Source organism: Pseudoalteromonas sp. SiA1 (genome assembly GCF_018732205.1).
Lineage (GTDB): Bacteria > Pseudomonadota > Gammaproteobacteria > Enterobacterales > Alteromonadaceae > Pseudoalteromonas > Pseudoalteromonas tetraodonis.
The window spans coordinates 396,527-420,158 of record NZ_CP076084.1 but is presented as its reverse complement, the minus strand read 5'-3'; the positions used below and the strand labels follow the sequence as shown (position 1 = coordinate 420,158).

28 protein-coding genes, 3 tRNA genes and 1 riboswitch are annotated in these 23,632 nt (G+C 41.6%); of the genes, 8 read left to right on the top strand and 23 right to left on the bottom strand.

Going from position 1 to position 23,632, the window contains the following annotated elements:
- Positions 1–2: 2 nt before the first annotated feature.
- The 7 genes from KK487_RS01940 to KK487_RS01910 form a co-directional block, all read right to left on the bottom strand.
- Positions 3–989 (bottom strand): DUF2333 family protein, encoded by a 987-nt coding sequence (locus KK487_RS01940; RefSeq protein ID WP_013463973.1) that lies wholly within the window; start codon positions 987–989, stop codon positions 3–5.
- Positions 990–997: 8 nt separating this feature from the next.
- Positions 998–1,507 carry a copper chaperone PCu(A)C gene (locus KK487_RS01935; RefSeq protein WP_024601351.1) on the bottom strand — a complete coding sequence of 170 codons (510 nt, stop codon included), beginning with the start codon at positions 1,505–1,507 and terminating at the stop codon, positions 998–1,000.
- Positions 1,508–1,585: 78 nt separating this feature from the next.
- Positions 1,586–1,912, bottom strand: coding sequence for a hypothetical protein (locus tag KK487_RS01930; RefSeq protein WP_016900286.1), 327 nt, complete (start codon positions 1,910–1,912; stop codon positions 1,586–1,588).
- A gap of 10 nt (positions 1,913–1,922) precedes the next feature.
- Complete coding sequence (locus KK487_RS01925; RefSeq protein ID WP_013463970.1) at positions 1,923–2,129, bottom strand: PspC domain-containing protein; 207 nt, start codon at positions 2,127–2,129, stop codon at positions 1,923–1,925.
- A gap of 10 nt (positions 2,130–2,139) precedes the next feature.
- Positions 2,140–2,820 (bottom strand): PspA/IM30 family protein, encoded by a 681-nt coding sequence (locus KK487_RS01920; RefSeq protein WP_033104267.1) that lies wholly within the window; start codon positions 2,818–2,820, stop codon positions 2,140–2,142.
- Between the two features lie 236 nt (positions 2,821–3,056).
- A complete protein-coding gene (gene dusA / locus KK487_RS01915; protein ID WP_036955956.1) occupies positions 3,057–3,989 on the bottom strand; it encodes a tRNA dihydrouridine(20/20a) synthase DusA in 933 nt (310 codons plus the stop codon).
- A 123-nt stretch (positions 3,990–4,112) separates the two neighbouring features.
- Positions 4,113–4,733, bottom strand: a complete 621-nt coding sequence (locus tag KK487_RS01910) for a MarC family protein (protein ID WP_008115498.1) — start codon at positions 4,731–4,733, stop codon at positions 4,113–4,115.
- Positions 4,734–4,825: 92 nt separating this feature from the next.
- On the opposite strand from KK487_RS01910, the gene KK487_RS01905 reads away from it, so the two are divergent.
- The 3 genes from KK487_RS01905 (at position 4,826) to KK487_RS01895 (ending at position 6,216) form a co-directional block, all read left to right on the top strand.
- Positions 4,826–5,260, top strand: a complete 435-nt coding sequence (locus KK487_RS01905; RefSeq protein WP_013463967.1) for a transcriptional repressor — start codon at positions 4,826–4,828, stop codon at positions 5,258–5,260.
- A 63-nt stretch (positions 5,261–5,323) separates the two neighbouring features.
- Complete coding sequence (locus KK487_RS01900; protein ID WP_013463966.1) at positions 5,324–5,791, top strand: chemotaxis protein CheX; 468 nt, start codon at positions 5,324–5,326, stop codon at positions 5,789–5,791.
- Positions 5,788–6,216, top strand: a complete 429-nt coding sequence (locus tag KK487_RS01895; protein WP_024601659.1) for a secondary thiamine-phosphate synthase enzyme YjbQ — start codon at positions 5,788–5,790, stop codon at positions 6,214–6,216. The genes KK487_RS01900 and KK487_RS01895 overlap by 4 nt, the downstream gene beginning before the upstream one ends.
- Positions 6,217–6,364: 148 nt before the next feature.
- Here the strand turns inward: KK487_RS01895 and KK487_RS01890 are convergent.
- The 4 genes from KK487_RS01890 to orn form a co-directional block, all read right to left on the bottom strand.
- A tRNA-Gly gene (locus KK487_RS01890) sits at positions 6,365–6,440 on the bottom strand.
- A gap of 106 nt (positions 6,441–6,546) precedes the next feature.
- Positions 6,547–6,622, bottom strand: a tRNA-Gly gene (locus KK487_RS01885).
- A gap of 207 nt (positions 6,623–6,829) precedes the next feature.
- Positions 6,830–6,905, bottom strand: a tRNA-Gly gene (locus KK487_RS01880).
- A 173-nt stretch (positions 6,906–7,078) separates the two neighbouring features.
- Positions 7,079–7,624 carry an oligoribonuclease gene (orn, locus tag KK487_RS01875; RefSeq protein WP_028834530.1) on the bottom strand — a complete coding sequence of 182 codons (546 nt, stop codon included), beginning with the start codon at positions 7,622–7,624 and terminating at the stop codon, positions 7,079–7,081.
- A gap of 122 nt (positions 7,625–7,746) precedes the next feature.
- Here orn and rsgA point away from each other — a divergent pair, with 122 nt between their 5' ends.
- Entirely contained in the window at positions 7,747–8,805 is a 1,059-nt protein-coding gene (gene rsgA / locus KK487_RS01870) for a small ribosomal subunit biogenesis GTPase RsgA (RefSeq protein WP_013463964.1), read from the top strand.
- 14 nt (positions 8,806–8,819) lie between these two features.
- A complete protein-coding gene (asd, locus tag KK487_RS01865; protein ID WP_016900290.1) occupies positions 8,820–9,686 on the top strand; it encodes an archaetidylserine decarboxylase in 867 nt (288 codons plus the stop codon).
- Positions 9,687–9,795: 109 nt separating this feature from the next.
- Here the strand turns inward: asd and KK487_RS01860 are convergent, their stop codons facing one another.
- From KK487_RS01860 to KK487_RS01825, 8 genes are all read right to left on the bottom strand, one after another.
- A complete protein-coding gene (locus tag KK487_RS01860; protein ID WP_215521914.1) occupies positions 9,796–10,575 on the bottom strand; it encodes a HesA/MoeB/ThiF family protein in 780 nt (259 codons plus the stop codon).
- Positions 10,559–12,085 carry a thiamine phosphate synthase gene (thiE, locus tag KK487_RS01855; RefSeq protein ID WP_215521913.1) on the bottom strand — a complete coding sequence of 509 codons (1,527 nt, stop codon included), beginning with the start codon at positions 12,083–12,085 and terminating at the stop codon, positions 10,559–10,561. The genes KK487_RS01860 and thiE overlap by 17 nt, the downstream gene beginning before the upstream one ends.
- 12 nt (positions 12,086–12,097) lie before the next feature.
- Positions 12,098–12,889 carry a thiazole synthase gene (locus tag KK487_RS01850; protein WP_013463960.1) on the bottom strand — a complete coding sequence of 264 codons (792 nt, stop codon included), beginning with the start codon at positions 12,887–12,889 and terminating at the stop codon, positions 12,098–12,100.
- Positions 12,890–12,893: 4 nt separating this feature from the next.
- Complete coding sequence (gene thiS / locus KK487_RS01845; RefSeq protein ID WP_013463959.1) at positions 12,894–13,088, bottom strand: sulfur carrier protein ThiS; 195 nt, start codon at positions 13,086–13,088, stop codon at positions 12,894–12,896.
- A gap of 7 nt (positions 13,089–13,095) precedes the next feature.
- A complete protein-coding gene (locus KK487_RS01840) occupies positions 13,096–14,097 on the bottom strand; it encodes an FAD-dependent oxidoreductase (RefSeq protein WP_013463958.1) in 1,002 nt (333 codons plus the stop codon).
- Between the two features lie 103 nt (positions 14,098–14,200).
- Complete coding sequence (gene thiC, locus KK487_RS01835) at positions 14,201–16,153, bottom strand: phosphomethylpyrimidine synthase ThiC (protein WP_013463957.1); 1,953 nt, start codon at positions 16,151–16,153, stop codon at positions 14,201–14,203.
- A 142-nt stretch (positions 16,154–16,295) separates the two neighbouring features.
- Positions 16,296–16,402, bottom strand: a riboswitch (TPP riboswitch).
- Between the two features lie 100 nt (positions 16,403–16,502).
- Complete coding sequence (locus KK487_RS01830; RefSeq protein ID WP_013463956.1) at positions 16,503–16,901, bottom strand: META domain-containing protein; 399 nt, start codon at positions 16,899–16,901, stop codon at positions 16,503–16,505.
- A gap of 126 nt (positions 16,902–17,027) precedes the next feature.
- A complete protein-coding gene (locus tag KK487_RS01825; protein ID WP_215521912.1) occupies positions 17,028–17,426 on the bottom strand; it encodes an acyl-CoA thioesterase in 399 nt (132 codons plus the stop codon).
- A 102-nt stretch (positions 17,427–17,528) separates the two neighbouring features.
- Between KK487_RS01825 and KK487_RS01820 the strand changes: the two genes are divergently transcribed.
- The gene (locus KK487_RS01820; RefSeq protein ID WP_215521911.1) at positions 17,529–19,628 is read left to right on the top strand and encodes a TonB-dependent receptor; all 2,100 of its coding nucleotides are present in this window, start codon (positions 17,529–17,531) and stop codon (positions 19,626–19,628) included.
- Positions 19,629–19,729: 101 nt separating this feature from the next.
- On the opposite strand, the gene epmA is transcribed toward KK487_RS01820, so the two are convergent.
- Together epmA and efp are read right to left on the bottom strand one after the other, a co-directional pair.
- The gene (gene epmA / locus KK487_RS01815; protein ID WP_215521910.1) at positions 19,730–20,704 is read right to left on the bottom strand and encodes an elongation factor P--(R)-beta-lysine ligase; all 975 of its coding nucleotides are present in this window, start codon (positions 20,702–20,704) and stop codon (positions 19,730–19,732) included.
- Between the two features lie 61 nt (positions 20,705–20,765).
- Positions 20,766–21,332 carry an elongation factor P gene (gene efp, locus KK487_RS01810; protein ID WP_010390517.1) on the bottom strand — a complete coding sequence of 189 codons (567 nt, stop codon included), beginning with the start codon at positions 21,330–21,332 and terminating at the stop codon, positions 20,766–20,768.
- Positions 21,333–21,372: 40 nt separating this feature from the next.
- On the opposite strand from efp, the gene epmB reads away from it, so the two are divergent.
- Positions 21,373–22,386 (top strand): EF-P beta-lysylation protein EpmB, encoded by a 1,014-nt coding sequence (gene epmB / locus KK487_RS01805; RefSeq protein WP_215521909.1) that lies wholly within the window; start codon positions 21,373–21,375, stop codon positions 22,384–22,386.
- On the opposite strand, the gene KK487_RS01800 is transcribed toward epmB, so the two are convergent.
- Positions 22,383–22,592 (bottom strand): hypothetical protein, encoded by a 210-nt coding sequence (locus KK487_RS01800; RefSeq protein ID WP_024601670.1) that lies wholly within the window; start codon positions 22,590–22,592, stop codon positions 22,383–22,385. The genes epmB and KK487_RS01800 overlap by 4 nt on opposite strands.
- A gap of 116 nt (positions 22,593–22,708) precedes the next feature.
- Here KK487_RS01800 and KK487_RS01795 point away from each other — a divergent pair, with 116 nt between their 5' ends.
- On the top strand, positions 22,709–22,999 hold the full coding sequence (locus tag KK487_RS01795; protein ID WP_010390514.1) for a hypothetical protein: 291 nt from the start codon (positions 22,709–22,711) through the stop codon (positions 22,997–22,999).
- Between the two features lie 55 nt (positions 23,000–23,054).
- Here KK487_RS01795 and KK487_RS01790 read toward each other — a convergent pair whose 3' ends face one another.
- Positions 23,055–23,540, bottom strand: a complete 486-nt coding sequence (locus tag KK487_RS01790; RefSeq protein ID WP_028834522.1) for a DUF3016 domain-containing protein — start codon at positions 23,538–23,540, stop codon at positions 23,055–23,057.
- Positions 23,541–23,632: the final 92 nt, after the last annotated feature.

Below are 23,632 nucleotides of genomic sequence, written 5' to 3'. Positions count from 1 at the left end.
TTTTATCCTTGCGCTAATAATTCGCTGAGTTCAATAAGTGCCGCATTGGCTCTAGAAATATAATTTGCCATAACAAGTGAATGGTTGGCGACATAACCAAATCCATTACCGTTTAAAATCATTGGGCTCCATACCGTTTCTTGGGTTGCTTCAAGCTCGCGTATAATTTGTTGCAAGCTGACACGGGCGTTCTTTTTATCAAGCACATCGGCAAAATCATATTCAACCGCCTGTAAAAAGTGCAGTAAAGCCCAAGTGGCCCCACGTGACTCATAAAATACATCATCAATTTCCCACCATGATGTTTTTATTTGTTGTTGTAAAGGCGTATAGGTGGCCTGTGTATTTGAAGAGTTACCGGCGAGGTCAGTGTTAACCTTATCTTGACCCACGCTTGCACTTAAACGCTGACTTAAGCTGCCTAAACGCTTTTCAGCTTCTTTTAACCAACTGCGTAGGTTATCTGCACGAGAGTAAAATTGGCTATCGCGCTCATGCTGATTGGCTATTTGAGAACGATATACCATTAAATAATCAATCCCTTTTTGGTATTCACCCTCAGCACTTGGCCATGCCCATGCTTCAGAGCTGATATTAAATTGTGGCTGAGCTTTTTTGAGCGCTTCGTGTTCAGTTGATTGCGATTGTGAGCGGCTAAAATCTTTTCGCATAGACAACGCTAAATCACGCACCATTTCCAGCGCACCATACTCCCAGGCCGGCATATTGTCCATTATTACGCTCGGTGGTAGCACATCATTTGATAAGTAACCGCCTGATTTAGTTAAAAGCGTATCAGCTACAGTGATGAGTGTTGAAGTTGTTACATAACCTGTGACTAGTTTTTCACTGCGTTGCTGCGCTTGTTGCTTAGCATTTTGCACAACATCAAAACGTGAAGGCTCTATACTCCAGTACACTGCAATGGCGTAAAACACGACAAATAACAGTACCAGTGCCGTTATTATTTTTCCTTTATGCTGTGACATTTATCCTCCTAATGATGACTATGATCTTTCGATGCTTTTACCGGCTCTGCTTGTGAGGCTAACGAAACGACTTTTGCATTGGTAAATACTCGGTTCCCGTCTTCAAAATATAGCGTGAGTTTACGTTCTTGACCTACTTTTAACGGTTCTTGTGGTTCAAACACCATTAAATGATAGCTGCCTGGCTTAAAATCGAGTTGTTGGTGAGCTTTAATAAGCAATGATTCGACTTTTTGCATTTTCATCATACCGTCAGCGTGAACGTGCTCATGAATTTCAACACGCCCTAGGCCATCAATTGTCGCTTTAGTCAACGTTGCTGGTACATTGCTGTGGTTTTTAATACTAAAGTAAGCCACACTGGCTTTGGTTGCCGGCAAAAACTCTCTTACTTGCGCATGTGTTACTTGTAGCTGCGCAACAACACTATCGTGTTCATGTCCTTCGTGCGCCATTAACGAAGACGAAAAAACACCCACCATTAATGCACTTGCTATCGAAATACATTGTTTAATCATCAGTAAAATCCTTGTTAAAACAAAAAAATATAGTTCAAATTTATCATAATTCCCTTATGTTAGGCAGCTAATTTAAGCTCAAGAGACGACTTTTTTGTTATCTGCGATTAACCAACACAGCCCTGCTACAAACAATAACGGCCAAGCAATCATCAATGATCCGAATAAAAAAGCTAAAATAGTACCAGCCAGTGCCACCATCGCCGCGCCAACTAACCCCATCGTCACTAAAGCAACAATCGCAATAACAACGATAATAGCAACTAATGCACCAATGAGCTCTATACCTGTCCAGCTAATATCTGAGATCCATAGCGGAAACTGCCACACATCAAAGTGAATAATTGAACCGCTATTAATTAAAAACAACGCAACAATAACTAGGCACACGGCGAATGTTTTCATGCTACTCTCCTTACACTGCTTTTTCTTCAAGGCAACAGTGAGCAATTAAATAACCTAGCGCCACTGCAAACGGAAAACTTAAAAATAATAAAACAGTCACTAAGCGAGTAGACCATACCGGAAAGTCTAGTCGGTAAGCTAACCCACTACAGACGCCTGATATTTTTTTGTTAAGCGTATTTTTGTACCAACGACGGTGTGTATTAAAACTATTCATAACAATCTCCTTAAGCTGTTTGTTTATTAGCAGTATTTAAACTTGCTTTTAAACTAGCCAGTTCTGCATCAATTTTTTCGTTTTTAACCAGTGACTCAATTTGCATAGCTGTATTGCTCGCAGTATCTGTGAGCTCATACGCTTCAACTTGCGACTCTACACTTTCAACGCGGCGCTCTATTTGCTCAAATCGTGATAAGGCAAAAGCCACTTTATCGCTTTGTAGTTGCGTATTTATTTTTGCCCTTGCTTCAACTACGTTTTCACGCTTTGTAAGTTGTGCTTGTTTTGCTTTTGCCTGCATCATTTTTTGTTGTAAGCGCTCGCAGTCTTCTGTGATTTTTACAATTGATTGCTGCAATGTTTCAAGCTGCGTTTGCAAGCACCCTATGCTTTGTTCAACTGTGTGTTTTTCGGCTAATGCTGATTTAGCTAAATCGTCACGATTTTTTGCCACAGCATGCTCAGCTTTTAATTGCCAATTTGCGAGCGCTTGCTGTTTGTTACTTATTTGACGTTTAATGCTCTTTTCTTCACATAAAAGTGCAGCTGCCGTACTACGACACTCATTAAGCGCTTCTTGCATTTCAGTAAGCATTAAATTGAGTAACTTTTCTGAGTCTTCTGCTTTATCAAGCATAGCTACGATATTTGCTTGAATGACGTCGTTTACGCGGTTAAATATGCCCATGTTATTCTCCTGATGATTTTTATTTATACATCAACAGGATTCCAAGAGTTATGCCAACAACTTAAAATGATTTTATTTTCATTAAATATCATGTGGTTAAGTTATTTTAAGTAGGTAAATTAATGACTCACCACTGAATGAAATTAAGTCGAATTGGCTAATAAATTAAACTTTTGACCAAAATTTGGGATCAAAAAAAGCCACCTGAGGTGGCTTTTTTCTATAAAGAGGATCTGTTATTCGGGTACGTAACTTAGTGCTTTATCCATAACACTCAAATCAGCTTGCTTGCCATGGCCATTTTCAGATAAATGGCGTCTAAAACCACGCGCACCGGGTTGTCCCTGAAAAATACCCAACATATGGCGAGCAACATGCCAAAAGTTAGCGCCTAAACGCATCTCTTCTTCAATGTAATCATACATAGAGCGCACAACATCATGACGTGACTGAGTATTAGCAGCATCACCATATATTTTTTCATCAACTTCATTTAGCATAAATGGATTACTGTAAGCCTCTCGCCCAACCATCACCCCATCTATGTACTGTAAATGCTCAAGACTTTGCTCAATGGTTTTAACACCGCCATTAATACTTAAATCAAGTTGTGGATAATCTTTTTTAAGCTGGTAAACACGGGGGTAGTTAAGCTCAGGAACTTCGCGATTTTCTTTTGGACTCAACCCCTTTAGCCATGCCTTACGGGCATGAATAATAAAATCATCACAGCCTACTTTATGCGATGCTTCAATAAGCGCACATAAAAATTCATAGGAATCTTGCTCATCAATACCAATGCGCGTTTTTACCGTAACAGGAATACTGACTTCACTTTTCATTGCAGCAACACACTCTGCCACAAGCTCGGGCTCTGCCATTAAACAGGCACCAAAACGCCCATTTTGCACACGATCTGATGGGCAACCTACGTTAAGGTTTATTTCATCATAACCGCGCTCACCTGCAAGCTTGGCACACTGTGCTAGCGCTTGCGGATCTGAGCCCCCCAGCTGCAGCGCTACTGGGCCTTCATGTTGATTAAAGTGCAAATAGTCACCACGGCCAAACAAAATAGCACCTGTGGTGATCATTTCAGTGTAGAGCACGGTGTGCTTTGTCATTTTACGATGAAACGTACGACAATGGCGATCAGTCCAATCGAGCATGGGGGCCACGCTAAAGCGTCGATTTAAAGTACGTTTATCCAAAATGTAGTCCTCAAAAATTTATAATTTAAGCACAGCTTAAAAGGCGCTGCATTTTACACAAAAGCCCCATGCGCAGCAATATTAAGCAAACACCTGCAAGCCAAAGTATTGTGCGATACCATTTAAAATATTCGTTACTGCGACTGAGCTTAAAATTAACCCCATAATTCGGCTAATAATACTTGCCCCACTATCACCTATTATTTTATGTACATGCGTAGCAAGTAATAACAAAATAAGTACCACCACTAAAACGGCCAGCATCATTGATGAGGTAATCATTTGTTCAACCCAAGTATATTCTTCATTACGCGTCATTAATACCGCACCTAACATAGCGCCTGGGCTTGCAATTGAGGGTATAGCCAGCGGAAAAATAGCGGTTTCAGTGCTATCGCGAACACTTTTAATTTCAGCTTCGGGTTTACTTTCACCAAACGTCATGGAGAGTGCAAAAATTAATAAGATCAATCCACCGGCTATTTGAAATGCCGATAGTGGAATCTCAATCACATTGAGTAATTGCTCACCGGCAACCACAAAAAATAACAGTACTAAAGCAGATACACCCACTGCTTTAAAAATTACTTTACGCTTAAACTTGTCGTCATCACCCCGAGTTACGGCGATAAAAACCGGAATTGTGCCGATTGGATCGATAACTGCAAAAAAGAAAATAAATATGGCTAATAGTTCATGCATTAATGAATACCTTTTCACAAAAGCGGTTAATAAAACGCTGCAACTACAATACAGTATGTTAGTATATCACGGCAAAGTAAGGATGAGAGAAGATGAATATAGAATCACTCGTAAGTAAAGCAAAACAAGTATGCGACAACCGTGGTGCGCGATTCACACCTATTCGCGAAAAGGTATTTCGTTTATTAGCAAGCGCTCAAGGTGGTGTGGGTGCATACGATTTGCTAGAGCAATTAAAAGTCACTGAAACAGGCGCAAAACCTGCGACAATTTATCGTGCTTTAGACTTTTTAGCAGAACTCGGTTTTATTCATAAAATTGAAAGCACTAATGCATTCATGTTGTGTCATCACTTTGATCATATTCATCCTGTTCAATTACTAATTTGCGATACATGTGGGTTTGTTAAAGAGCTGCATTCAACAGTAATTTCACATGAGCTCAATAACTTAGCAGCCGAAAGTGGCTTTGTAGTTTCTGGGCAAACCATAGAAGCACACGGTAAATGTGACGCTTGTCGAGCATAGCTGAGCGACTATAGCTATACTTTACGTATACCCTCTATCAGTACCAATTTAAGGATATATAATATGAATGTAGAGTTCATTAATCCCTTTTTATCTTCTTTGATGAATGTATTGAGCACCATGGCTCAAACTCAGTTAAAACCAGGTAAACCTCGCATTAAAACCGATGAAGTAGCCTGTGGTGATGTATCGGGATTAATTGGTATGGTTGGCCCCCAAACTCGCGGTTCATTTTCAATAACCTTCGACGAAAGTTTAGCGCTGACTATAATGGAACGTATGTTAGGTGAGCGACCTGACAGCGTAAATGAAGAAGTCACTGACATGGTCGGCGAAATAACCAATATGGTCACCGGTGGTGCTAAAAACCTATTAGGTGAAAAAGGCTATGACTTTGCCATGGCAACCCCCATTGTTGTGTCTGGTAAAAACCATACTATTACGCATAAAAGTGACGGCAAAAAAATTATTATGCCATTTACCAGTGATGCAGGTAATGCAAACATTGAAGTGAGCTTCGATAAGCTATGAGCTGGTCGCAAACCACGATTACATTAAAGCCTCGCTCGCGGGGCTTTCACTTAATTGATAACGACATACTGACTAAACTCCCACAGCTGAGCCAACTAAAAATAGGTTTATTACACTTATTTATTCAACACACCTCTGCCAGCTTAACCATTAATGAAAATGCTGATCCGACCGTGCGTATGGATATGGAAAGCCACTTCAATCAGTTTGTACCTGAGCGCCAGCCTTATTATCGTCATGACTATGAGGGCGATGATGATATGCCTGCTCATATCAAAACCAGCACTTTAGGTTGCGAGTTAACGATACCTATTAATGATGGTCAATTAGCGCTGGGGACTTGGCAAGGAATATACTTAGGCGAACATCGCGACCATGGCGGGGCTAGGCGTATTATTGCCACTTTGCAAGGCGAAACGTTTTAGAGCTAGGTTTTAGGTTTTACAACACAGATCGTTCGCATCCATTGAGCACTTCAAATCTAATAAAAATTATATAAATTAAATTTATAATGATTTACATGTGGATTATTGTTTGCTATTTGAAAATGAATATCTGGAAAGTAAATAAGATTGGAGCGGTACACGAGGCTCGAACTCGTGACCTCGACCTTGGCAAGGTCGCGCTCTACCAACTGAGCTAGTACCGCATTATATGAAGATTCTAGGTCCTAGGTTCTGTCAAAATTAAACCTTGTTCCTTTCGCCTTTCATCTTGAATCTTTATTTCTACTACAATTTCTTTTGGTGAGAAATTGGAGCGGCACACGAGGCTCGAACTCGTGACCTCGACCTTGGCAAGGTCGCGCTCTACCAACTGAGCTAGTGCCGCATTCAAAATAGTCAGTAATTCGTCCGTTAGTGCGCGACGGGTCGCGTCCTACATTCTGGCAACTGAGCTAGTGCCGCATTCAAAATAGTCAGTAATTTGTCCGTTGGTGCGCGACAGGTCGCGTCCTACATTCTGGCAACTGAGCTAGTGCCGCATTATATCAATTTTAACTTTTCATCTTGAACTACAATTTCTTTGGTGAGAAATTGGAGCGGCACACGAGGCTCGAACTCGTGACCTCGACCTTGGCAAGGTCGCGCTCTACCAACTGAGCTAGTGCCGCATTCAAAATAGTCAGTAATTCGTCCATTGGTGCGCGACAGGGCGCGTTCAACATTCTGGCAACTGAGCTAGTGCCGCATTCAAAAGTCAAAGCTCAAACACACTAACCCCGCGGGGTTATCGTCTTGAGCGGGGCAGGATTCTACAATAATTAGGGTGCTTTGCAAGTATTTTTTATAAATTAAAAAACTTTTCTCGGTAAACCTTTAATTCCATAATCGAATCTTTAATGTCGTCTAACGCTAAATGTGACCCTTTTTTATTCACTTGAGCCAATACATCTGGTTTCCAACGACGAGCAAGTTCTTTAATGGTACTTACATCTAAATTACGGTAATGAAAAAAGTCTTCAAGCTCACGCATATACTTATTCATAAAACGACGGTCTTGGCCAATCGAGTTACCACACATAGGTGAAGCACCCGCTGGCACCCATTGCTTTAAAAACGCGAGGGTTTGATCAACGGCATAAGCTTCATCGAAAGTACTTGCCTTACAACGCGCTGTAAGCCCTGATTTGCCATGCTGAGTTGTACACCACTCATCCATACCATCAAGTAGTTCATCACTTTGATGAATGGCAATGGTTGGGCCTTCGGCTAATATATTCAGATCAGCGTCAGTGACAACAGTTGCAATTTCAAGTATTTTGTCAGTCTCTGGTTCAAGTCCGGTCATTTCCAGATCGAGCCAAATTAAATTTGATTTATTAATAGTCATAATTACCTTAAACGGTGCTTTTCTTTAGATCCAACGCATTTCGATATATCATATTAGCATCAACCGTCGAGCTAAAGCTTTTTTTGGCAAACTCGGCATTTAACTCAGGTTATAGGCCTCAAGTGGCAAAACAGAAAAAATTAAGTAAAGGCCAATCCCGTAGGATCAAGGCCAATCATCAAAAGCGCTTATCGAATGCCGATACAAAACCGGCAAAAGTCGGCGCGCAAGAATGGCAAACAGATAATTTAGGTCAAGTGGAAAATGCGATTGTTATTAGCCGCTTTGGACAACATGCCGATGTAGAAACACAAAACGGTGATGTATTACGTTGTAATATTCGTCGTACCGTATCGAACTTGGTTTGCGGCGATGAAGTATTGTTTCGCCGTGCAAAAGTAAGTGAAGGTGATTTAGCGGGTGTTATTGAAGCAACTCAAGAGCGCCGTTCACAACTCACGCGCCCCGATTTTTATGATGGGGTTAAAGTGATTGCCGCTAACATTGATCAAATTTTAATGGTTTCAGCGGTACTGCCAGAGTTTACCCCGAGCATTATTGACCGCTATTTAATTGCCTGTGAAGACATGGGTATCGAACCCATTTTAGTACTGAATAAAATTGATTTAATTGATGAAGCTGGTTTAAACGAAATACAACAAATCCTCGACATTTACCGTAAGCTTAATTATCAGGTGCTGCTAGTTAGTAATATAACTGGCGAAGGCATTAATGAGTTAAAAGAAGTACTTGCGGGCAAAAATAATATTTTTGTTGGTCAAAGTGGCGTGGGTAAATCTACCTTAGTTAACACTGTACTGCCGGATGCTGAAATTTTGACTAAAGAAGTATCTGAAAACAGCGGGCTTGGCCAGCACACCACCACGGTATCGCGCCTTCATCATTTACCGAGTGGGGGTAATTTAATTGACTCACCGGGAATTCGTGAATTTGGCCTATGGCATTTAGATGTTGAACGCGTCACTTGGTGCTTTAAAGAATTTAGAGAATTTATAGGCGGATGCCGGTTTAGAGATTGTAAACATTTAAACGATCCGGGCTGTATAATTAAACAAGCGGTAGCCGATGGCGATATTTCAAAATTACGCTTTGAAAGCTACCACCGTATTTTAGAAACCATGGCCGATGGCCGTGCAGGCGCTCGTGCGCCCCGCGTATAATAAGGGAATAACCTGTGAGTTTAGATAAATTTAAAATCGCCATGCAGTATGCCATGCCAAAACACTTTATTTCTCGTGTGGTAGGTAAACTTGCTGCAGCAAAAGCCGGTGCGTTAACAACCACATTAATTAAATTATTTATTAAACAATATAAAATAGATATGAGCGAAGCTAAATATTCAGATCCGGCTCATTACAAAAGCTTTAATGAATTTTTTACCCGTCCGTTAAAAGACGGTGTGCGTCCTATGGTTGAAGATGACGATATTATTATTCATCCAGTAGACGGCGCAATTAGCCAACTAGGCGACATTGTTGATGGTCAACTTATTCAAGCTAAAGGCCACGATTACAGCTTACAAGCATTGTTAGGTGGATCACAAGACGACACAACCCCGTTTTTAGGCGGTAAATTTGCAACTATTTACTTAGCCCCAAAAGATTACCACCGTATTCATATGCCAATTGATGGCACGCTAAGCAAAATGATTTATGTACCGGGCGATTTATTTTCAGTAAACCCACTTACCGCTCAAAACGTACCAAATTTATTTGCCCGTAACGAGCGTGTAGTGGCTATTTTTGAAACTGAAATTGGCCCGCTAGCTATGGTTTTAGTAGGCGCAACCATTGTTGCCAGCATAGAAACTATTTGGGCTGGCACAGTGACTCCACCAGCTGGCAGTGATGTGTTTAGCTGGAACTACCCAACTAAAGGCGAAAACGCGATCACCCTTAAGAAAGGGGAAGAAATGGGTCGCTTTAAATTAGGCTCAACGGTTGTGCTCGCATGGGGTGCGAACAAAGCAGAAATATTAGACGATCAACTCCCAGAGGTAGTTACTCGTTTAGGCACTGCCTTTGCAAAAATTGATGATTAATAGGTAGTGTCAGTTCGAGCTAAAAAAAACACCGCGTTTATTTTCAATAACCGCGGTGTTTTTTTCTTGTAGACGGAGAGCTTACTCACGTTAAAAGCCAAGCTTTTCATTACTCATACCCGCCACACTCTTTACACGCTAAATCCTTAGTCATCTTAAAATGCTGTTGCTTTAAGCTTAATGCGTCAAACGTTATAAACACATTCCCCTTAAAATGACCTAACAACATATTGAGGGTTAATTGTGCCTGCATTGACCCAACAATCCCAAGTAAAGGGCTAATTACCCCGGCATTACTACAATTTATAACCGGTGCATCGCTACTTTGAGGGAAAACACAGCCGTAACATGGGCTGTCACTTTGCCTAAAATCAAACCCCATTAATTGCCCTTGAGTTGCCAGCGCAGCCCCTGTAATTAAGCGAGTGTTATTAGCAATGCAATAGCGATTAACCGCATAACGGGTACTAAAGTTATCAGAGCAATCAAGCACTATGTCGGCGTTTTTTAAGAGCAACGCACTGTTGGTATCATCCAGCTTTTGAGTGTGGGTTATTATATTTATTTGATTGTTAAGGCTCACAAGCACTTTTCCAGCCGCGCGAACTTTGTTTTGCCCCAAATGATTTACTTTATAGAGCACTTGGCGCTGCAAGTTAGACAGTTCAACTACATCGTCATCAATTAAAATAAGCGACCCAATGCCAGCTGCCGCTAAATACAGCAGCGCAGGACTACCTAAGCCACCTGCGCCAACTACGGCAACCGTTGAGCGTTTCAGCGTTAACTGCCCTTCAAGCCCCACTTCATCAAGTAATATATGGCGGCTATAACGCAAGGTTTCTTTGTCGCTGAGCTGCTGCGTTTGCATGTTAGCAGGCATTCTCATTTATCACCGATTTTAAGGTATTGATTGCCTCTACATAATCATCAGCCTCGGTAATAGCACGTACCACGGCTACACTGCCCACGCCCGTTTTAGCAACCTCTTGCGCCCTATTTAAATCAATTCCGCCAATAGCCACTGTAGGATAGCTTTGCATTAATGGCACAAACCGAGTTAGCTTTTCAAGCCCTTGTATCTGGCCAGTCATGTCTTTGGTCGTCGTTGGGTAAATAGCACCAAACGCCATGTAGCTTGGGCGATAATTATGCGCGCGTAGCATTTCATAAAACCCATGGGTAGAGAGACCAAGTCGCAGGCCTGCTTCTTTTATAGCAACTAAGTTTGCACTCTCTAAGTCTTCTTGTCCTAAATGCACCCCATAGGCGCCATGTTTGATGGCAAGTTGCCAGTAATCATTTATAAATACCTGCGCATTATACTGCTCACCCAAAGTGACCGCTTTGGCAATCAGTTCATCTAGCTCATTCTGCGTTTTATTTTTAACACGAAGCTGAGCTGTTTTAATTCCTTGCTGTAAGCACTTTTCTAGCCATTCAATGCTATCAACCACACCATAGAGGCCAAGCTTTTTACTTTCACAGGCTGCAAAATCAGCAGCCATATTAAAATCAAGCGGCACATCAAAATCCAACTCATCACCTAACCAGCTACCCGGTTCAATCACCTGAGGGTAATGTGCTAAATCGGTAGGAAACTGCGTTTGTGCGACTGGCCCTATGCCCTCGCCATAGCGAACTGATTGCTTTAAACCTTGGTTTATATAGGCTTTAGCTAAAATAAACGCATCTTTTAACGGATAGTCTTTTGCAAGACACGCAGCAATTACTGACGCCATACTGCACCCTGTACCATGGCTATGAGGAACTTGAATTTTTTCATTACCTAGCCAATAGTCTTCAGCGTTTTGTGTGCAGTAATCAATGCAATACCCGCTTGGGTAATCCCAATGTCCGCCTTTAATCACCACCGCTTTTGCGCCCCACGCCATCAGCTTACTCGCCGCTTCTTTAATCGCTGCAGGGCCAATTAAATACACACCCGTTAATAACTGTGTTTCGTGGGTATTTGGGGTAATTACATCTACCAGCGGTAGTAAACATTCTTTTATCGCGCTTACGGTGTCTTCTTCTGTTAGTAAGTCACCGCTTGAGGCAATAGCAACAGGGTCATACACAATAACCGGCGGCGTTGGCCATTTGGTTTTGTAGTGGCTTATGTGCTCACTAATTAACTGAATTTGCTGCACATTGGCAAGCATGCCAATTTTTATCACTTTGGCTTTCATGTCTTTTTCAAGTGCAAGCAACTGAGATTCAATAATATCGGTAGACACTGCATTAATAGCCTCTACACCTAAGCTATTTTGAGCGGTAAGCGCGGTGATTGCTGTACAAGCATGTACACCAAAACTTTGCATTGCCTTAATATCGGCTTGAATACCCGCGCCGCCGCCAGAATCAGAGCCAGCAATTGTCCACACTACGTTTGTCATATTTTTATTTCCTTACTGCTGATGCCAAAATGGCATACCCATTGTTGGGGTTGAGGGGGTTGCAACGTCTTTTTCGGGCATTGCTTTGGCATTGTATGCAAAGCGCCCTGCCTCTACCGCAGCTTTAAATGCACGGCTCATAGTCACTGGGCAACCCGCCCCTGCAATGGCTGAATTTAATAATACAGCATCATACCCTAATTCAAGTGCTTGGCAGGCATGCGATGGTAAACCTAACCCGGCATCAACAATTAATGTTGTATTAGGCAGGCGTTCTCTAATGGTTTTTAAATTATAACTATTTAACAATCCTTTACCGGTGCCAATAGGCGCGCCCCACGGCATTAGCACCTCACAGCCTAATCCATTCAAGCGCTGACACAGCACTAAATCATCAGTGCAATAAGGCAGTACTTTAAACCCATCATCAATCAATATTTTTGTGGCTTCAAGTAATGCAAAGGGATCGGGCTGTAAATTATAGTCATCGCCTATTAATTCAAGTTTTATCCAATCGGTAGCAAATACTTCTCGGCACATTTTAGCTAGGTTAATAGCCTCTTTGACGCTGTGGCATCCGGCAGTATTAGGCAGTATTTTTAAACCGGTGTTTTTAATTAATTGCCAAAAATCATTCCCTGCCGCCGCGTTTTGTTGTCGTCTAAGTGACACGGTGACTATCTCAGCACCTGAGGCTTTAATCGATTGCGTCATGATATCTGGTGACGGATATAACGCAGATCCAATTAACAAGCGACTATTGATTGGTTCACCATAAATTGTTAAACAGTCTTTGCTTTGCATAGCACTATCCACCTTGGATAGGTGACAATAACTCAATACTGTCACCTTCATTTATAACAACGTGGCTATGGCGACTCTGAGGAATAAACTCTCCATTTACAGCCACGGCATAAGGCGCCATCGCACCCACGTTTTTTACTATTTCCAGCAGCGCATGGCTAGTCACATTTAAAGGCTCACCATTAATTGTAATGTTCATTTAATACTCACTCTATTTGCGATAATGCTTGTGCCACAAGCGCGGGTGCCAACATATAGCCGTGGCGATATAAGCCATTGATACTGATAACCTTGCTCGTTTTTTTTACCTGTGGGCGATTATCGCTAAACGCTGGGCGTAAGCCTGTTTGAATATTTAATAATCGCGCTTCGGCAAAGCCACTATGAACAGTGTAGGCCGCTGATAATAGTTCAAGGGTTGAGCGCACAGTTGCAGGACCTGTATCTTGCGATTCGATCTCCGTTGCCCCTATGACATATTCATGATTAGGTTTAGGTGCAATATAAATAGGGTAACGCGGATGCATTAAACGCACAGGCCGCGTTAAGTTAACCTCAGGGGCGTATAACCTTGCCACTTCCCCGCGCACGCCTCGAAGTGGCTGATCTTGTTTGGCTCCAAGCCCTCTGCAATCAATAATGTAATCAAACTCTCGATTATTCACTTTATTATCAAAGATGCTGGCGCGTTGATTAAACACAAACTTTACTTTGCGCTTATTTAGCAACCTAAAGCTGGCTTTATAAAAGGCTTGGTTATCTATTTGCGCTTCACCGGATAAAAATAGCCCTTGATTAAAACGCCCTGTAAGCTCAGGTTCTAAATCCGCTATTTGCTGCGTATTAACCGCTTTGGCACTAAAATTTAGTAACGGCTTTATTCGCTGTGCAAAACTTTGTAAGTCGCCTTTATCCTGCGGGTGAGCAACCACTAAGGTGCCCTGCTGTTGAAAGAACACCTCACTGTTTAACTCATCTAAAATAGCAGGCCAGCGAGCAATAGAATCTACTCCCAATAGTGCTAAATCATGTTCACACATAACCGACTCAGCTAGTGGTGCCAGCATAGCCGCCGCCACTTTACCCGCACTATTTTGAGTATGCTCGTCATCAGCTTCAAATACAGTAATACGGTGCTGCTTACTTAACTCAAGCGCCGCCAACCGCCCCGCTAAACCAAAGCCCACCACAGCAATGTCATAAAACATAAACACTCCTACATTTAGCTGCGAGCTGCGGGTCTCTGGCTTCGAGCAACAAGATGTTAAGATAAACATTTCGCTACTCGATGCTCGCAACTCGCAACCTATTTTATATTGCTTTATGGTAAATCTCTGAGCCTGTTTGTTTAAACTCTTCAGATTTAGCTTTCATCTCGGCCTCTACATCAACCATTTTGATTTCAATGGCATCACCCACGTTATTAGGATCAATACCGCGCGCTTCTAGATCTTTGGCGTAGTCACGTACTTCTTGGGTTATTTTCATCGAACAAAATTTAGGACCACACATGGAGCAAAAGTGGGCTACTTTTCCTGATTCTTGCGGCAGTGTTTCATCATGGTATTCACGAGCGCGAACAGGGTCTAAACCAATGTTGAATTGGTCGTGCCACCTAAATTCAAAGCGTGCTTTTGATAAAGCATTGTCTCGCTCTTGTGCACCGGGGTGACCTTTGGCTAAATCGGCGGCATGAGCAGCAATTTTATAGGTGATAAGGCCTTCTTTAACGTCTTCTTTATTTGGCAAACCTAAATGTTCTTTCGGTGTTACATAACACAGCATGGCACAGCCATACCAAGCTATTTGCGCAGCCCCAATCCCTGAGGTTATATGGTCATACCCTGGTGCAATATCTGTGGTGAGTGGGCCTAAGGTATAAAAGGGCGCTTCGTCACAATGTTTAAGTTGCTCTTCCATATTGGCTTTGATCATATGCATAGGCACATGCCCAGGGCCTTCTATGAACACTTGTACATCATGCTTCCAAGCTATTTTAGTCAGTTCGCCTAAGGTACGAAGCTCACTAAATTGCGCTTCATCGTTAGCATCAGCAATAGAGCCTGGGCGAAGGCCATCGCCTAATGAAAAACACACATCGTATTGTTTTAAAATTTCACAAATATCTTCAAAATGCGTGTATAAAAAGTTTTCTTTGTGATGAGCTAGGCACCATTTAGCCATAATAGAGCCACCGCGCGATACAATGCCTGTTACGCGTTTTGCTGTCATAGGCACATAGCGCAGCAGTACACCAGCATGAATAGTAAAGTAATCAACACCTTGCTCGGCTTGCTCAATCAGCGTGTCACGAAATATTTCCCACGTTAAGTCTTCAGCTACGCCATTTACTTTTTCAAGGGCCTGATAAATGGGTACAGTACCAATAGGGACTGGCGAATTACGCACTAGCCATTCGCGGGTTTCGTGAATGTAGCGCCCAGTTGATAAATCCATTACGGTGTCGGCACCCCAACGGGTTGACCACACCATTTTTTCAACTTCTTCCTCAATGGATGAACCCACTGATGAATTACCTATATTGGCGTTAACTTTAACTAAAAAGTTGCGACCAACAATCATAGGTTCGGTTTCTGGATGATTAATATTGTTAGGTAAAATAGCGCGACCACGCGCTATTTCAGCACGCACAAATTCAGGAGTAATAAACTCAGGAATACTCGCGCCAAACGATTCCCCTTTATGTTGTGCCGCGAGAAGCTCTTCACGTATTTGCGCACGCCCCATGTTTTCACGTATCGCTACATATTCCATTTCTGGGGTAACTATCCCTTGGCGGGCATAGTGCATTTGCGTTACGTTTTTACCCGCTTTTGCACGGCGAATTTTTGGTAAATGCTCAAAGCGAATATGATCAAGCCCATCGTCAGCCATACGCTGCTGCGCAAACTGTGAGGTAACTGACTCAAGTACTTCAGTATCACCACGGCTTTCAATCCACTGCTCACGGTATTTATCAAGCCCTTTACGTACATCTAATTCAAAATTAGGATCGGTATACGGGCCAGATGTATCGTAAACACGCAGCGGCTCATTTGACTCATACACAGGGTTTTCATCTGTGCCACCTATGAATGTATCGCTTAATGTTATTTCGCGCATACCCACACGCACGCCTTGCTGGGTTCCTTCAACATACACTTTATGAGAGCTTGGAAATGGTTGACCCGTTAGGTTATAAATATAGTCAGATGCAGCAGCACGAGTTTCTCGGCGCGACGATTTGTTTGTAGTGTTTGACATGACTTACCTCATTGCTTAAGGGTTGTCTTGCCAGATATTCCAATGGAATAGAGAAAGATCGTAAAGTAGCTTTATGCCACTTTGCAGCCTAAATTGACGGGTTTGATTTTGTTGTACGCATAAAAAAAGACGCACAAGCGTCCCGTTTAGGCAGCTTGTTCCCTACGCAGGTATTAACCTGATCAGGTTCACGGATCCCGCTTTCGCGATCTCAGCCTAAATAAAACTTAGGCACTCCGACAAGTAGTTAAATTGTTCGTTGATTTGATAATGTTTTAATCAAATCTGCTATGAGTGTACGCCAGTTGAAAATTCCCTGCAAGGGGCTGTTTTTCAAAATGTGTAAAATTTACTTAGGGATAAACACAAATTTTTGCTCGCCTTGCATCACCAATTTTTGGTCTTGCAGGTTAAGCTCGGCACCTTGCTTAAGCGCTTGTAAAAACTGCTGTTCAAACTCATCCAGTTCAGGGCCGCATGATTTGCGTGTCATACCTAATTTACTTACGCTCAAGCTGCTATCTTCAAGCGAACCTTCACCAAAAAACTTATTGCATCCGGCAAAGCCATTTATTTGTAGCGCTTCTATAAAGCTCATTGATGCTTTAAAAGATGCGGGAATAGCCAAACCATCAACCTTTGATAATTGCCATTGTGTATATTTTAGCTGCTCAGTGGTAACTGTCCCTGTTGATGCGCAACCAACACATAAACCGATTACAAGCATCGGTATTGCTGCTAATTTCATGTTACTACTAACTTATTGTCTAATTAATGTAATAGTATCAATATTTGTCAGGTTTATCCGTTAAAAATGCATGTTTTAAATGTAAATTTTTGTTCTAAGCTAGTTTAAAAGCAGTGCTATTTGGAATTAAGCAATTGCTTGGAATAAGTTATCTATCTGTGGTGGTAAAAATGGACGACCTTTCTCGTTAACCGACGTACCTATTACTAAGGCATTGAGCATCACTTTTTCGTCTAATTTGCGAACTACCGTTTGTTTAAACGCAAATTTAAGGCGACTAATGCGTACTGGCTCTACTGCTACATAAAATTTATCCGCGGGCTTTAAAGACTGCTTGTAATCCATTTCACTGCGAAGTACCACTAAGTTAATTTTATCTTTGGCAAGTTGTGCAAAATCAACACCCTGTGCGTATAAAAACTCATGACGAGCGTGCTCCAGATAATTAAAATAAACACTATTATTTACAATACCTTGTAGGTCACACTCGTAGTCACGCACTTTAAAGTCTACTTTAAAGGTCATATTAGTAATCCAAATTATTTAACGTATAATTGCCGCGTTTATAGCACAAGTGTTGAAATAATTGCTACCATACAAGTCCCTAAAATGGAGTTAAGTAACCTAATGAATTTACGTTTGTCTTTAATTACAGCCACGTTATTACCACTATTCGGTGCCCCAATCTACGCCAATGCAGATGACACCGACCTAGAGAAAATCATTGTTACTGGTGACTTTCAAAAAGAAAGCATTCAAACGTTAAGTGCCAGCGCAAGTTTATTTTCTGAAGATGAAGTAAATCTCAGAGGGGCTACTTATTTAGATGAAATGCTAGCAAGCGCTGCAAATGTGAATTTTGCTTCAGGCGCCTCGCGCGGACGTTATATTCAAATTAGAGGGGTGGGACTTCGTTCACAATTCGTCGACCCAATTAACCCATCTGTCGGTTTAGTGATTGACGGTATAAATTATTCTGGCCTTGGTGGCAGCTCATTATTATTTGATATTGACCAAGTAGAAATTTACCGCGGCCCACAAGGTACACGTTTTGGCGCCGATGGCATGGCGGGTATGATTCAAATGCAGTCAGCATCTGCTACCAACGATCCTAGTTTAAAATTACATTTAGGTGCTGGCACTTATAACAGCCATGAAGCAGGCGTTGCTGCTAGCACAGGTTTAACCGATGATACCAGTGCCCGCGTTAGCTACTTTCGCAGAAAGTCTGACGGTTATGTAAACAACCTCTATTTAAATGATGAAACACAAAATCAAGATGAACAAGTTGCCCGCTTTAAATTAAATAGCCAACTCACAGCTCATTTAAATTCAGAGCTAAACCTGCACTATATCGATATCAATAACGGTTACGATGCATTTACCCTTGATAATTCTCGCAACAGTCTTGCTGATCAACCGGGCGAAGATAACCAACAAAGCTATGCTGTTGGCCTTAATAATACTTACACCGGTTTTGACGCCTTTGATGTGAGCTTAAACCTTTCAGCCATTGATACTGAGCTTTTTTATAGTTTTGATGAAGACTGGGTATGTAACGATACAAGTAAGCCGCAATTATGTGCTGCCGGTCTGCACCCAGATGGTTATAGCTCAACAGATATTTATAGCCGCGATCGTGATGATCAAGCGCTCGATCTGCAGTTTAATGGCAAAACAGGTAATTGGGTGGCGGGTATTTACTATCAAAACCGCGATGTTGACCTTGAGCGTCAATATACATGGTTAGCCAATCCATTTGCCTCAACCTATGAAACCAATAACATGGCAGCTTATGGCCAATTAGCCACAGCAATAGGCCCAAAAACTACGCTTATTACCGGTTTACGTGTTGAGCAATATCAAGGTGATTACACAGATAGTAACGGTTTTATTGAAGAAACTGACGATATTATGCTCGGTGGCAAGGTTGCACTTGAATACCAAGTTATTGACCGCACCATGATTTATACCAGTATCACGCGCGGTTACAAAGCCGGTGGGATTAATTCAGAAGCGCTAGCAAAAGCAAAGGATGAAGGGTTAAGTTTAGATGCTGATTTTTTCAAACAGCATACTAGCTTTGATCCAGAGTACTTATGGAGTGGTGAGTTTGGTGTTAAAGGCAGCTCATTGGATGATAAGTTTACCCTGCGTTTAGCTGCATTTTATATGCACCGTGACAATATTCAATTAAAGTCTTGGCAAGTATCAGACCAACAATTTACCGGTTATGTCGCCAATGCCAGCTCTGGCAGTAACTATGGCCTTGAAATTGAAGGCAGCTATCAACTAACACCAAACTTATTTATTACCGGAAGTGCCGGATACTTAGACACTAAAATTAATGACTTTGTTACTAAATCTGGTTTAAATCAAGACGGTCGTGAGCAAGCACAAGCGCCTAAATATCAATATGCATTTAGTGCACGCTACAATGTTACTGATGAGTTATATGCTATGTTAGGTGTTGAAGGTAAAGATGATTATTACTTCTCCGATAGCCATAATGCACAAGCTCCAAACACAAACTTAGTGAATGTAAGCCTTGGTTACGAAGCCGATATGTGGGCTGTACGCGCATGGGCACGTAATGTGTTTGATGAAACCGTTCCAACTCGCGGTTTTGAATTTGGCAACAACCCGTTAGATGGTTACGCAACCCAAACTTACACACAATTAGGCGAGCCTCGCGTAGCCGGTGTTACGTTTACGCTTAATTTGTAATACTGCGACCAGTTGTCAGTTCGAGAATAAAAAACACCGCGTTTAATGCAAACGCGGTGTTTTTTTATCTGATAGCTGACCGCTTTAAGCTATTAGCTGCTTTAAGCTCTTGCCACATCAAACGCAATCACCTCTTTTATTTTTTGCTTATTGGTTGCTAGCATCACTAATCTATCAATTCCCAATGCAACCCCCGCACATTGCTCTAAACCATGCTCTAATGCGGCAATTAAACGCGTATCCATAGGTACTTGTTTTAAGCCACTAGCAGCGCGGTAGGCGTTATCTTGGTTAAACCTTTTTGCTTGCTCTTTGGCATTGGTGAGTTCATTAAAGCCGTTGGCTAACTCCATATTTTTATAATAAAGCTCAAAGCGCCCTGCAACTCGCTGATCGTGCTCACAGATTTGTGCAAGTGCCGCTTGCGATGCGGGAAAGTGATACACAAAACAGGGGATGTCTTGACCAATAGTCGGCTCTACTTTCATACAAAATAATAATTGCAGTAAGGTATCTTTATGAGTCTCGTTTTTAGCAATATCAGCAAAGCCATGTTCGCATGCGAGTTGTTGTAGCTGCGTGATAGAGGCAGTTAATGGATCAAGCCCTAGCGTGCGTTCAAATGCGTGTTGGTAGGTAATCCGCTCTGCAGGCGCAACCTCAAGAATAAGCTGCATCAACTCATCTATTTCATCCATTAAAGCAAATTCGTCAAACCCAGGACGATACCATTCGAGCATTGTAAATTCAGGGTTGTGATGACTGCCCGCTTCTTCATTTCTAAATGCCTTACAAAGCTGGAAAATAGCGCCTGAGCCGGCCGCTAACAAGCGTTTCATCGCAAACTCTGGAGATGTTTGCAAAAACAGGGAAAGCCCACCAGCATGACCTGGGCCCACAAATGTAGTATCAAAGCTGGCTAAATGCACATCGGTTACACTGGCAGCACTTAAACTTGGTGTTTCGACTTCCATTACATTACGAGCATAAAAGAATTCACGAATGCTGCGCATAATCGCTGCTCGTTGCTTGAGTGTATCTATGCTGGCACTCGGCGCCCAAAGATCTGCTGACATATTTTCTCCAAAAAAAAATCCCAGCTTAAGCCGGGATTTAATTAATAAGGCGTGTTACAGCTTACTTAACACGGCTTACGTATTCACCATTGCGAGTGTCTACTTTAATTACTTCGCCAATTTGTACGAATAATGGAACACGTACTACAGCACCTGTGCTAAGCGTTGCTGGTTTACCACCCGTGCCTGCTGTATCACCTTTAAGGCCAGGGTCGGTTTCAGTGATCTCAAGCTCAACAAAGTTTGGTGGAGTTACAGCAATTGGGCTGCCGTTCCATAATGTAATAGTACATACATCGTTTTCAACTAACCATTTGCCAGCATCGCCCAGTGCTTTTTCATCAGCAGCGATTTGTTCAAATGTTTCGTTGTTCATGAAATGCCAAAATTCACCGTCTGTGTATAGATACGCTAAATCGGTATCCATTACATCAGCACCTTCAACCGATTCACCCGATTTAAAGGTTTTTTCAAGTACCTTGCCAGAGATAAGCTTACGGATACGAACACGGTTAAACGCTTGGCCTTTACCCGGTTTTACCATTTCATTTTCTAAGATACTGCAAGGTTCGCCGTCCATCATAATTTTTAGGCCGCCCTTGAACTCGTTGGTGCTATAATTCGCCATCGTTTCCTCTATTTATATTTTTCGAGTAATCTACGTGCCAATGATACAAAGAAATGAAGCAAATTTGCATAAAAACTGGCAAAAAGAATTAGCAAATGTAGTTACCTGCCCAAAAGTGTTGCTAGAAATGGTTGGTTTATCGAGCCAAGTCCATGAAAACGACATAAAAGCTCGTAGCTTGTTCCCTGTTCGTGTGCCATTGCCTTTTATAAAAAAAATTCGTCACGGCGATGCAAATGACCCTTTATTGCTGCAAGTTATGCCCCGCCATCAAGAGTTTTTAACTAAATCGGGGTTTAATAAAGACCCGTTACTTGAGCAAGATAACAATCAACCGGGTCTGTTACATAAATATAAATCGCGTGTTTTAGTCATGTTTAAAACCGGTTGTGCTGTAAATTGCCGCTACTGCTTTAGACGCCATTTTCCTTATCAAGAAAACCAACTGAATAAACGTAGTCTTATTGATGCATTGAGCTATATAAAATCAGATAAAAATATTAACGAAGTGATTTTAAGTGGTGGCGATCCACTAATGGCCAAAGACGATGCTATTAGCTGGTTTTTAGATGAGCTTGAGCAAATACCACAAATTAAACGCATGCGCATACACAGCCGCTTGCCTGTGGTTATTCCTGCACGTATTACTGAACAATTATGTGAAAGATTAGCAAAGTCACCATTAAAAATTATATTCGTTAATCATATTAACCATGCAAACGAAATAGATAATGACTTTAAAAATGCCATGAACATGCTCAAAAAAGCAGATGTGCTACTGTTAAACCAGGCGGTTATTTTAAAAGATGTGAACGATAACGTTGATGCACAAATAAACTTAAGTGAAGCACTATTTGATGCAGACGTAATGCCTTATTACTTACACTTACTGGATAAGGTAGAAGGCGCAAGTCATTTTGATATAGATGAGGCGCAGGCCATAAAAATAATGGCAGAGCTTTTAGAAGCCCTGCCTGGATTTTTGGTGCCTAAACTAGTTCGGGAAATAGGAGGTCAAAAAAGTAAAACCCCTATCGACCTCAAATTAGTTTAAACATAAACGTTTACATTATTCCCAAGTGTTGCAGTGACCGACTTAGCCGGTGTTTGCGCACTTGAAGATTGTGTAGCACCTTCAATAAGTGCCAGTGCAGCGGCACCATCAGCTTGCTGTTGCTTTTTAGATAAAGCAGCAGTTAATACTTCTGCGCCTTGGCCTGCACCAGGCATTGTAGGTAGATTTCCACCTGATATATTCATAACTCACACCTGACTTTTAACTGTAATACACGTATTATAGTCGCTGAATTGGTAAATTACTTTACCAACCCACTTAAGTATTTATCGGCAACATTGCACTAAGCTTTAGGAAAACCATGGATTCTATAATTGAACAACTCAACGCCAACTTAAAAATTGTTTACCGTCAGGCACTTGACGCAGACAAAAAACTCGATGAGTTACAACAGCAAGGTCACGGAAAATTTAAAGCCTTATTTGCCGAGGACGCTGGATTTAGTTTCGAAGCTAAACGTTTTAAGCCTTACGTGTTAGACGTTGCCGCTGATGTAGAAAGCTTATCTAGCGACGGTTTGGATGAAGAAAAACTAAAACAAGCGGTTATTAAACTACAAAATTTACTAACGCTGTTAGCGACCTTTAAATAAAAATTAGCGACTTACTTGCAAAGCATCTACCAAAGTAGATGCTTTGCATTATTAGCTAGATACGCGGTAAAATTTGCTCACCAAACCACTCTGTTAATAAGCGTTTTTCATAGTAAAATGCTTCGTCTCGACCCATTTTAATTTTATCCATAAAGCCCATATCTTTTAAGCTCACGTTGTCTTCTTGTGCGACAACACCACTTTCATTACTGAGCACATAGTTAAATTCAATCCGTGGAAAGTGAATGGGTTTAACCACCCGAATTTCGTTAACACCGCCATAGCGCACGTCACCAGCTAAATCTAAATCGGTTACTTCAATTTTTAAACTATAATTTTTAGGAAGCTGCTCACTGAGCTTTGCAAAGTGCTCATCAATATTTTTGGCAATTTGCTTATGGTATGAGCCTTTAGTTTGGTTTGATGGGCGTACATCGCGATAATCATTAAAGTCATGCCATTTAACTTGTGCCTCACCCGCGCAAACAACACTCGGTAGTGCAATAAATATCAACATTGCTATTTTTTTAACTGAGTTCATACGTTTCTCCAACGAGTATGCTGATCATTATAATCAACTAAATATTTTACAAATTGCTATACCTTACTTTAGCAATTACATATGAACTATAA